The 1,683-nt window shown below is 73.1% G+C and carries 1 protein-coding gene and 2 pseudogenes; all 3 read right to left on the bottom strand.

Annotated elements, in window-relative coordinates:
- Positions 1–377: pseudogene (locus QH283_RS00025) on the bottom strand (hypothetical protein); the annotation flags it as partial.
- Positions 378–479: 102 nt separating this feature from the next.
- Positions 480–1,115 (bottom strand): imidazole glycerol phosphate synthase subunit HisH, encoded by a 636-nt coding sequence (gene hisH, locus QH283_RS00020; RefSeq protein WP_280500967.1) that lies wholly within the window; start codon positions 1,113–1,115, stop codon positions 480–482.
- Positions 1,112–1,579, bottom strand: a pseudogene (locus QH283_RS00015) (imidazoleglycerol-phosphate dehydratase); the annotation flags it as partial. The pseudogene QH283_RS00015 and the gene hisH, both read right to left, overlap by 4 nt.
- Positions 1,580–1,683 lie beyond the last annotated feature (104 nt).

The raw sequence follows: 1,683 nt of genomic DNA, 5'->3' as shown, positions 1-1,683 counted from the left end.
CCTCCCGCCCCCCCCCCCCGGCGCCCCTGGTGGGCGCCGCCCCGGGGGGGGCGTCCGCCGCCCGCCCCCCGCCCCCCCGCGGCGATCAGCGCGACCAGTGTCAGCACCGCCCCCATCGGGCGCAGCACGTCGCCGACGCCGACCACGCTCATGAACTCCTCGGTGCGCGCCAGGGAGTCCGGGATGTCGTGGAAGACGTTGGGATAGAACAGGATCGTCTCGGTGACGGTGACCAGGCAGGCGATTGTCGCGACCAGGGCGTAGCCGCCGAGGACGACCGCGGGCACGGTGACCGGGCGGTCGGTGACGGGCAGAGAGCTACCCGGCACAGAGCTGACCGACGGTGTTGTGTTCGACGACGGGGTGACCGGTTTCATGGGCATACCTCCTCACCCCCGAGTGTCGCGCCGGCGGCCCACGGGCGGATCAGGGCGCAGCCCCCAGAACGTGCTGGGGGCGAACCCCGATCCGCCCGGTGGCTACAGCGAGTTCACCCAGTTGCGCAGCAGGTGCGCGCCCGCGTCGCCGGATTTCTCCGGGTGGAACTGGGTGGCCGACAGCGCGCCGTTCTCCACCGCGGCCAGGAAGCGGGTGCCGTGCTCGGCCCAGGTCAGCTTCGGGGCGGCGATGTGGTCGCCCTCGGGCAGCTCCCACTTCTGGGCGGCGTAGGAGTGCACGAAGTAGAAACGGGTGTCGGCGTCCAGACCAGCGAACAGCACGCTGTCCCGCGGCGCCGCCACGGTGTTCCACCCCATGTGCGGCAGCACCGGCGCGTCGAGGCGCTCCACCACCCCTGGCCACTCGGCGCAGCCCTCGGTCTCCACACCGAACTCCACCCCGCGCTCGAACAGGATCTGCATGCCCACGCAGATGCCGAGCACCGGACGGCCACCGGCCAGGCGCTGGCCGATGATCTTCTCTCCCCGCACCGACAGCAGGCCCTCCATGCACGCGGCGAACGCGCCGACGCCGGGCACGACCAGGCCGTCGGCGGCCAGCGCGGCCTGCGGGTCTGCGGTCACCTCCACCGTCGCGCCCGCCCCCGCCAGCGCGCGTTCGGCCGAGTGCAGGTTGCCCGAGCCGTAGTCGAGCAGGACGACGGATTTCGTTGTCACAGCGTTCCCTTCGTCGACGGCACCCCGGTCACCCGCGGATCCGGTTCCACGGCGGCGCGCAGGGCGCGGGCCACCGCCTTGAACTCGGCCTCGGTGATGTGGTGCTGGTCGCGGCCGTAGAGCACCCGCACGTGCAGGGCGATGCGGGCGTTGAGGGCGATCGACTCGAACACGTGCCGGTTGAGCACCGTGGAGTAGGGGGCGCCCGGGTCGCCGGTGCCGCGCACCGGGGAACCGGGGATCACCGCGTGCAGCAGGTGGTCGGGTTCACCGACGTGCACGCAGTAGGGCCGCCCCGACACGTCCACCGATGCGTGCGCGAGGGTCTCGTCCATCGGGATGAACGCGTCGCCGAAGCGGCGGATTCCCTTCTTGTCGCCCAGCGCCTGACCGAGCGCCTGACCGAGGACGATGGCGGTGTCCTCGACGGTGTGGTGCGCCTCGATCTGGATGTCGCCCTCGGCGCCCCCCGGGAAGGGGGAGGGGGCGGGGGGGCCCCGCGCGGGGGGGCTTTGTTAGGTTAAACGGCCCCCCGGGGGGGTTGTGGGGGGGGCCGGGGCCGGGCGGG

This window comes from Nocardia farcinica, from assembly GCF_029867845.1.
Classification (GTDB): Bacteria; Actinomycetota; Actinomycetes; order Mycobacteriales; family Mycobacteriaceae; genus Nocardia; species Nocardia farcinica_A.
Note: the sequence above shows the minus strand (reverse complement) of the source record. Positions and strands in the feature narration are given on the sequence as shown.